This is a genomic window from Legionella drozanskii LLAP-1, assembly GCF_001467585.1.
In the GTDB taxonomy this organism is placed as follows: domain Bacteria; phylum Pseudomonadota; class Gammaproteobacteria; order Legionellales; family Legionellaceae; genus Tatlockia; species Tatlockia drozanskii.
The window spans coordinates 82,350-91,426 of the sequence record NZ_LNXY01000006.1; the positions used below are offsets into that span (position 1 = coordinate 82,350).

A 9,077-nucleotide genomic window follows, 5' to 3' on the forward strand; every position below is an offset into this window, starting at 1 on the left:
TTAGTAGAATTGGATGTTCACGAATTACATCATCTAGAATATCCCAAACCACTGGTTCTTCTCGCTCCACCATCTTTTTAGCAGCTTTAATTGTGGTTGCAAGACCTCTAAATTCTAGTTTACTGAAGATAAAAGGCTTAAATAACTCTAAAGCCATTTTCTTTGGCAAACCGCATTGATGTAAACGGAGAGTTGGTCCGACCACAATAACTGAACGACCTGAATAGTCAACGCGCTTACCCAGTAGGTTTTGGCGGAAACGACCTTGCTTACCTTTGATCATGTCAGCAAGTGATTTAAGTGGACGTTTATTTGTTCCAGTAATTGCACGACCACGACGACCATTATCAAGTAAGGCATCGACAGATTCTTGTAACATACGCTTCTCATTACGCACAATAATGTCAGGCGCACTGAGGTCAAGTAATCTTTTCAATCGGTTATTTCTATTGATAACACGTCGGTAAAGATCGTTTAAGTCAGACGTAGCAAATCGGCCGCCATCAAGTGGTACTAATGGACGAAGATCCGGTGGAAGAACAGGTAGTACGTCCATGATCATCCATTCGGGTTTGTTACCAGACTCATAAAACGCTTCAAGTAGCTTTAATCGTTTAGTAATCTTCTTGATTTTGGTTTCAGAATTCGTGGTAGGTAATTCTTCACGTAATGATTTAATTTCTTCTTCAAGATCAATTTGACGTAATAAATCACGGATTGCTTCTGCACCCATACGTGCATCAAATTCATCTCCGTATTGCTCCATCGCATCAAGATAAACTTCATCATTAAGCAATTGCCCACGCTCAAGTTCTGTCATGCCTGGATCAACAACTACGAAAGCTTCGAAATAGAGAACTCGTTCAATATCACGTAAAGTCATATCGAGTAGTAAACCGATACGAGAAGGTAATGATTTCAGGAACCATATATGAGCAACTGGACTAGCTAACTCAATATGACCCATACGCTCGCGGCGCACCTTCGCTAATGCGAGCTCAACACCACATTTTTCACAAATCACACCGCGGTGTTTGAGTCGTTTGTATTTTCCGCATAAGCACTCGTAATCCTTGATAGGACCAAAAGTTTTAGCACAGAATAAACCATCGCGCTCTGGTTTAAATGTACGGTAGTTAATAGTTTCTGGTTTTTTAACCTCACCATAAGACCATGAACGAATTAAATCAGGTGAAGCGAGCGCTATTTTAATCGCGTCAAATTCTTCACTTTGACCTTGTTGTTTGAGGATCCCCAGCAAATCACTCATTATAGGCGCTTTTCTCATTGGGTCGTTGCTTAGATTAGCCAAGTCTATGCCTCCAAAAAATTAGTCAGAAATTTATCGCTGAACGTTTAGTCATGATCCAGTTCGATATCAATACCTAATGCTCTTATCTCTTTCAGTAATACGTTGAAAGATTCAGGCATACCAGGATCCATTCGATGATCCCCATCAACGATATTTTTATATATCTTTGTTCGTCCTCCGACATCATCTGATTTAACCGTTAACATTTCTTGCAACGTATAGGCAGCACCATAAGCTTCTAGAGCCCATACTTCCATCTCTCCGAAGCGCTGACCACCGAACTGCGCCTTACCACCAAGTGGTTGTTGAGTTACTAAGCTATAGGAACCAGTGGAGCGAGCATGCATCTTATCATCAACTAAGTGATTTAGTTTAAGCATATACATGTACCCTACAGTTACAGGATTATCAAACTGCTTACCTGTTCTTCCATCGTACAGAATGGTTTTACCATCTGGTCGCATGCCAGCTAACACTAACATCGACTTAATCTCAGCTTCACTTGCTCCGTCAAAAACAGGTGTAGCCATAGGAACACCCGCACGCAAATTGTTAGCTAAAATTAAAAGCTCGTTATCATCCAAACTTTCTAGTTTCACACGCTCCTGTCCGTCATGATTATAAATCTTGTTAAGGAATTCCTTCACTTCGGATATTTCACGCTTGCTGTCTAAAAGATCGGCTATTCTGTGGCCTAATCCTTTTGCTGCTAAGCCTAGGTGAGTCTCTAATACCTGTCCGATATTCATTCGCGAAGGTACGCCCAATGGATTCAGCACGATGTCTACTGCTGTACCATCTTCCATGTGTGGCATATCTTCTACCGGAACAACTATTGAAATAACCCCTTTATTACCGTGACGTCCAGCCATTTTATCCCCAGGCTGAATTCTACGTTTAACAGCAAGATACACTTTAACGATCTTCAACACGCCCGGTGCTAAATCATCACCTTGAATGATCTTCTTACGACTATCGTTGAAGCGTTTCTCCATTTCTTTGCCTAGCAATTCTAACTGCTTAGACAATTGCTCTAATTGCTGACTTATTACGTCATCGTCAACACGAATATCAAACCATTTTTCTCTATCCACTTTTTCAAGGTAGGCATCAGTTATTTTTGTACCTGGTTTAATACTACTTGGACCGCCAGTAGCAGCTTTATTCAATAAAAGATTATGTACACGATGATAAATATCTTCTTCACGGATACGGCGCTCATCAATTAAATCTTTTCGAACTCGAGCAAGATGTTCTTCTTCGATACTTTTAGCTCGCTGATCCTTTTCAAGACCATCACGAGTGAATACTTGTACGTCAATAACTGTACCATTCATTCCAGACGGAACTCGTAGCGAAGAATCTTTAACATCAGAAGCCTTTTCACCAAAAATTGCTCTCAGCAATTTCTCTTCTGGAGTAAGTTGCGTTTCACCTTTCGGTGTTACTTTGCCAACTAAAATATCACCAGCCGATACTTCAGCACCAATGTAAACCACACCTGACTCATCCAAATTGGCTAAAGCTGATTCACCGACATTAGGAATATCTGCAGTGATTTCTTCTGTGCCCAATTTGGTGTCTCTAGCGATACAAGTTAATTCTTCAATATGAATTGTTGTAAATCTATCTTCTTGTACAATGCGTTCAGAGATAAGAATGGAGTCCTCAAAGTTGTAACCATTCCAAGGCATGAAGGCAACTAACAAGTTTTGCCCTAATGCTAACTCACCCATATCTGTACAAGGACCATCTGCAAGTACATCACCACGTTGGATGCGATCTCCGGTAGAAACAATTGGTCTTTGATTAATACAAGTATCTTGGTTAGAGCGGAAGTATTTAGTAAGGTTATAAATATCAACCCCTGTTTCCCCTGCGGTTGTTTCATCATCATTGACGCGAACAACGATACGAGAAGCATCAACTAAATCTATAATACCGCTACGTTTTGCCACGACAGAAACCCCTGAGTCTGAAGCTACAGTACGCTCCATTCCTGTTCCTACTAATGGCTTTTCTGAGCGCAAGGTAGGTACTGCCTGACGTTGCATGTTCGAACCCATCAAGGCACGGTTCGCATCATCATGCTCTAAGAATGGTATAAGTGACGCTGCTACAGAAACGATCTGCTTTGCTGACACATCCATATAGTTAATCTTATCGGGGGTAGTAAGAGAAAACTCATTTTGATGTCGGCAAGGTACCAGATCCGCAAGAATATTACCGTTTTCGTCAACTGCTACGCTTGATTGCGCGATATATTGATCAACCTCTTCAATAGCTGAAAGATATTCAATATCGTCAGTTACTCTTCCATCGATAACTTTACGACAAGGTGTTTCAATAAATCCATAATCGTTAGTTCTAGCGTAAACCGATAATGAGTTAATTAATCCAATGTTTGGTCCTTCAGGCGTTTCAATAGGACAAACACGACCATAGTGGGTAGTATGAACGTCACGGACTTCAAAGCCAGCTCGCTCACGAGTTAAACCACCTGGACCAAGCGCCGAAACGCGGCGTTTGTGAGTTACCCCGGAGAGTGGGTTAACCTGGTCCATAAACTGAGATAGCTGGCTAGATCCGAAAAATTCTTTTACAGCTGCGGAAACTGGTTTTGCGTTAATTAAATCTTGAGGCATCAAATTTTCAGACTCTACAAGACTTAAACGCTCTTTCACAGCTCTCTCAACTCGTACCAATCCAACTCGGAATTGGTTTTCAGCCATCTCACCAACTGATCTGACGCGTCGATTACCAAGGTGATCAATATCATCAACCATGCCGATACCATTACGGATATCGATAAGTGTTTTGATAACAGCAAGAATATCTTCTTTAACTAAGGTACCAGGACCTGTATCTTCTTTACGACCTACTCGACGATTGAATTTCATTCGTCCGACTGCAGATAAATCATAGCGCTCTTCAGCAAAAAATAGATTCCTAAATAAAGTTTCTGCGGCTTCTTTTGTAGGTGGTTCGCCAGGTCGCATCATACGATAAATTTCAACCAACGCTTCAAGTTGACTCGCAGTAGGATCAATTTTTAAAGTATCAGAAATATAAGAACCATGATCCAAATCGTTGGTATAAATCATGTCAAAACTGAGAATGCCGTTATCAGCTAGTTGATCAAGTATTTCTGCAGATACTTCATCATTAGCTTGAGCAAGCACTTCCCCTGTCTCTGTATTGATAATATGTTTTGCTAAAATCTTACCTATTAAATAATCACGTGGTACCACGAGATCTTGCATATTGCTCTTTTCCATTTGCTTGATATGGCGAGCTGTTATACGACGACCTTGTTCGACGATTAATTCGCCTGTCTCAGGAACAACGATATCAAAGGAGGCAATTTCACCACGTAAGCGAGAAGGTACAAGATTAATATGAAACTCACCGTTTCTTAATTGGCAAGTAGTTGATTCAAAAAACTCTGCAAGAATATTTTCGGTTTCATAGCCTAGTGATCGTAATAAAATACTCACTGGAAGCTTACGTCTGCGATCAATACGCACAAATACGCAATCTTTAGGATCAAATTCAAAATCTAACCATGAACCACGGTAAGGAATAATACGTGCTGAATACAGCAATTTACCGGAGGAATGTGTTTTACCTCGATCATGTTCGAATATAACGCCTGGGGAACGGTGCAACTGGGATACAACTACGCGCTCAGTACCATTAACAACAAAGGTACCTACATCAGTCATTAAGGGAATTTCACCCATGAAAACATCTTGTTCGCGAATATCTTTGATTGGTTTAGGTTCACCAGCAGCATCTTTATCAAAAACAACTAATCTAATCTTGACGCGCAAAGGGGCGGAATAAGTTAAACCGCGTAATTTACATTCACGCACGTCAAATGCTGGTTCGCCTAGCTTATAACTAACGTATTCAAGTCTAGCGTTACCAGAAAAACTTTCAATTGGGAAAACAGATGAGAATGCAGCATGTAGACCTGTTTTTTGCTGTTCATTACCCTTAGGATCTGTTTGTAAAAAATCTCGATATGATTTTAGCTGGATTTCAAGCAGGTTTGGAATTGCCATTTTATCTGCTTGCCTACCAAAGCTTTTGCGAAATCGTTTTTTCTCAGCATGCGAGTATTGATGAGGTTTAGCTTCTGCAATTGCCATGGTGATTCCTCTGTAAAATTATTGATGACATCAAACACACAAACCCAGCCATGTGACCATGGCTGGGTCTTTAAACACACAAACAACAGTATTACTTAACTTCGACAGCAGCGCCTGCTTCTTCAAGTTTCTTCTTGATGTCAGCAGCTTCGTCTTTAGATACACCTTCTTTTACAGTTGCAGGAGCACCTTCTACTAGATCTTTAGCTTCTTTTAAGCCTAAACCAGTAATTTCACGAATTGCTTTAATAACGCCAACTTTGTTTGCACCAAAGCTAGTCATTACTACGTCAAACTCAGTTTGTTCTTCAGCAGCAGCAGCTCCACCAGCAGCGGGTGCAGCAACAGCAACAGCAGCAGCGGCAGCTGAAACATTGAATTTTTCTTCCATTGCTTCAATAAGTTCTACCACTTCCATAACGGTCATGTTAGAAATTGTCTCAAGGATCTCATTTTTAGATACAGCCATTTCTAGCTCCTAGATTAAAAATTAAAAAAAGATTATGTGGTTGTTGTTACTTTGTGTCCTTTATTGCAGCCACCGTCCTAACCAATTTGGCATGAGGTTCTGCAAGTGTACGAACAAATTTCTCAACTGGCGCTTTCATCACAAACATTAATTTAGCTAATGCTTCATCACGTGTTGGCAAGCTAGCAATAGCCTCAAGTTGGTCAGCTTCGTAAGCTTTTCCACTAACAGACAATGCTTTGATTTCAAGCTTATCAAATGTCTTAGTAAAGTCTTTTAACATTCTTGCGGCATCGCTAGGGGCTTCCATAGATAGCGCAATAAATAAAGGACCAACTAACTTATCGCTCAAGCAGGCAAAATCAGTGCCTTCAAAAGCTCTGCGAGTCAATGTGTTTGGTACAACTCGTAAATAAACACCTGCTTTACGAGCGGCACTTCTTAATTGAGTCATTTGATTAACAGTTAAACCACGATAATCAGCAACGACTGCCGAAATAGCCTTAGAAGCAACTGCTGTCACTTCCTCAACAACGGCTTTTTTTGCAGCTAAAGTTAACGTCACGTTACTGACCTCCTAAGTTGTGCAAATCTATAAAAGATTTGACAGTTATGGTGGCCGTCTCTGAGAGATCCCGGAGCCGGTTCACCGTCTGCGCAGGGTATTAAGCATAATGCACCTGCGGTCTTCGACGGCATCGAACCAAGTCTATGCCGTGAAAGCGGTTTAAAGGGCGATATATGTTACACGGGTATTGTAGCAATATCAATAGGCAATCCAGGTCCCATTGTTGTTGATAACGAAATTTTCTTGAAATATATGCCTTTGGATGAAGCTGGTTTTGCTTTTTTCAGATCGATCATTAACGCAGCGATATTTTCTAATAAATCTTCCGTAGAAAAATCTGCTTTACCAACTGTACAATGGATAATACCATTTTTATCAGTTCGATAACGAACTTGACCTGATTTAGCATCAGATACAGCTGCCTCAACGTTAGTTGTGACAGTACCAACTTTTGGGTTCGGCATTAATCCACGTGGGCCTAAGATCTGTCCTAATTGTCCAACTATACGCATAGCATCTGGGGTTGCAATTACAACGTCAAAATTCATTTCGCCTGCTTTAATTTGTTCAGCTAGGTCTTCGAAACCGACTATATCTGCACCTGCATTTTTCGCTTTAGTTGCATTATCACCTTGAGCAAATACTGCAACTCTTACTGTTTTACCAGTTCCTTTTGGCAGATTAGTTGAAGTACGTACCACTTGGTCTGACTTACGTGGATCCACACCTAGGTTAACAGCAATGTCAACACTTTCTCTGAATTTTGAACTAGTAAATTCTTTTAAAATCACTATAGCATCTGTTGCGCTATATAAGTGATTAGGCTTAATCTTCTCACGAATTTTTTGTTGCTTTTTACTTAGCTTAGCCATGATACTTCCCCTTATTCCAAATCTTCAACCTCGATACCCATACTTCTTGCAGTTCCCGCAATACTGCGAACTGCTGCCGCCAAACTTCCTGCTGTAAGATCAGGTTCTTTGATTTTGGCGATTTCTTCAAGCTGAGCACGAGTGAGTTTAGCGACTTTCTTCGTATTGGGAGTACCACTACCACTTTGAATACCTGCAGCTTTCTTAAGTAAAACTGATGCAGGAGGTGTTTTAGTAATAAACGTAAAACTACGATCAGAATAGACAGTAATAACTACTGGTGTAGCTAACCCCTGTTCCAAATTTTGTGTCGCAGCATTAAATGCCTTACAAAACTCCATGATGTTAACACCACGCTGACCCAAGGCAGGCCCAACAGGTGGACTTGGATTAGCTTTACCAGCTGGAATTTGTAGCTTTATATATGCTTCTACTTTTTTAGCCATAATTTACTCCTTATGGGTTATATCGCTTTTTCGCCATTGGATTTACCAAAGGTAAAATCCAGGGGCTAATAGAGCTCCCCGGTTACACATAAACTACTAAGATTTTTCAACTTGACTGAATTCAAGTTCAACAGGTGTAGAGCGGCCAAAAATAAGTACTGCCACTCTAAGTCTACTCTTCTCGTAGTTGACTTCTTCAACAACACCATTGAAGTCGACAAATGGGCCGTCTTTAACACGAACAACTTCACCTGGTTCGAAGAGGGTTTTTGGTTTTGGTTTAGTTACCCCATCTTCAACTCGTTGTAATATTGCTTGAGCTTCTTTGTCTGAAATGGGCGTTGGGGTTTGACTAGTACCACCAATAAAACCTAAAACTCGAGGAATTGCACGGATCATATGCCATGTTTCATCATCCATAACCATATTCACAAGGACATAGCCGGGGAAAAATTTTCGAGTACTTTTCCGCTTTTGTCCAGCACGCATTTCTACAACTTCCTCAGATGGAACGACTACTTCTCCAATTCTTTCTTCTAAGTGATGGTGCTCTGCACGCGACTTAATTTCACGCATAACAAAATTTTCATACCCAGAATAAGCGTGAACGACGTACCATTGCTTAGTTTTTTGCTCTTCCACCGTAATATCAACCTAAACGTGTTAATTTAGCGATTATCCACATCATACCAGAATCGATTCCCCAAAGAACAAATCCGGTAATCGTGACCATAGCCATAACTATTGATGTGGTTTGAATGGTTTCTTGGCGTGTTGGCCAAACCACTTTTTGCAATTCTATTTTTGCTTCTTTTGCAAACTCAAAAACTTTTTTGCCTTGAGTAGTAAAAAATCCTAATACTGCAACTAATACAAACCAACCAATCCAGATAAGAGCCTTTATAGGCCCTGAGAAATTATAGTAGTAAGTCCCAAAAAAAGCTAAAACCGTGATCAGCAGTACTGCAATCCACAGTGAAATATCTTTAAAGTTCATTTTGGAATCATTTGAATTTTTCATAATTATCTAGTAGTTGGCAGGCCAGGAGGGAATCGAACCCCCAACCTGCGGTTTTGGAGACCGCCGCTCTGCCAATTGAGCTACTGGCCTAAACGTACTTAGGTGTGAAGTTTATCAACTTCACACCGCCGACCATTTATTCAATGATCTTTGCTACAACACCAGCACCAACGGTGCGGCCACCTTCGCGAATCGCAAAACGCAATCCTTCATCCATAGCAATAGGTGAATGCAA

9 protein-coding genes and 1 tRNA gene are annotated in these 9,077 nt (G+C 40.7%); all 10 read right to left on the bottom strand.

Annotation, left to right across the window (positions count from 1 at the left end; translation table 11 throughout):
* Positions 1-1,270: DNA-directed RNA polymerase subunit beta' (locus tag Ldro_RS16695; RefSeq protein ID WP_476630045.1), on the bottom strand; the 1,270-nt coding region annotated here is incomplete at its 3' end.
* Positions 1,271-1,356: 86 nt separating this feature from the next.
* Positions 1,357-5,466 carry a DNA-directed RNA polymerase subunit beta gene (gene rpoB, locus Ldro_RS03475; RefSeq protein WP_058495038.1) on the bottom strand — a complete coding sequence of 1,370 codons (4,110 nt, stop codon included), beginning with the start codon at positions 5,464-5,466 and terminating at the stop codon, positions 1,357-1,359.
* 91 nt (positions 5,467-5,557) lie between these two features.
* Positions 5,558-5,935 carry a 50S ribosomal protein L7/L12 gene (gene rplL, locus Ldro_RS03480; protein ID WP_058495039.1) on the bottom strand — a complete coding sequence of 126 codons (378 nt, stop codon included), beginning with the start codon at positions 5,933-5,935 and terminating at the stop codon, positions 5,558-5,560.
* Positions 5,936-5,981: 46 nt separating this feature from the next.
* Positions 5,982-6,500 carry a 50S ribosomal protein L10 gene (gene rplJ / locus Ldro_RS03485; protein ID WP_058495040.1) on the bottom strand — a complete coding sequence of 173 codons (519 nt, stop codon included), beginning with the start codon at positions 6,498-6,500 and terminating at the stop codon, positions 5,982-5,984.
* Between the two features lie 179 nt (positions 6,501-6,679).
* On the bottom strand, positions 6,680-7,375 hold the full coding sequence (gene rplA, locus Ldro_RS03490; RefSeq protein WP_058495041.1) for a 50S ribosomal protein L1: 696 nt from the start codon (positions 7,373-7,375) through the stop codon (positions 6,680-6,682).
* 11 nt (positions 7,376-7,386) lie between these two features.
* Positions 7,387-7,821, bottom strand: coding sequence for a 50S ribosomal protein L11 (gene rplK, locus Ldro_RS03495; protein WP_058495042.1), 435 nt, complete (start codon positions 7,819-7,821; stop codon positions 7,387-7,389).
* 96 nt (positions 7,822-7,917) lie between these two features.
* Positions 7,918-8,463 carry a transcription termination/antitermination protein NusG gene (nusG, locus tag Ldro_RS03500; protein WP_058495043.1) on the bottom strand — a complete coding sequence of 182 codons (546 nt, stop codon included), beginning with the start codon at positions 8,461-8,463 and terminating at the stop codon, positions 7,918-7,920.
* Between the two features lie 7 nt (positions 8,464-8,470).
* Complete coding sequence (gene secE, locus Ldro_RS03505) at positions 8,471-8,842, bottom strand: preprotein translocase subunit SecE (protein ID WP_058495044.1); 372 nt, start codon at positions 8,840-8,842, stop codon at positions 8,471-8,473.
* A 14-nt stretch (positions 8,843-8,856) separates the two neighbouring features.
* A tRNA-Trp gene (locus Ldro_RS03510) sits at positions 8,857-8,932 on the bottom strand.
* A 46-nt stretch (positions 8,933-8,978) separates the two neighbouring features.
* Positions 8,979-9,077: EF-Tu C-terminal domain-related protein (locus Ldro_RS15985; protein WP_202972522.1), on the bottom strand; the 99-nt coding region annotated here is incomplete at its 5' end.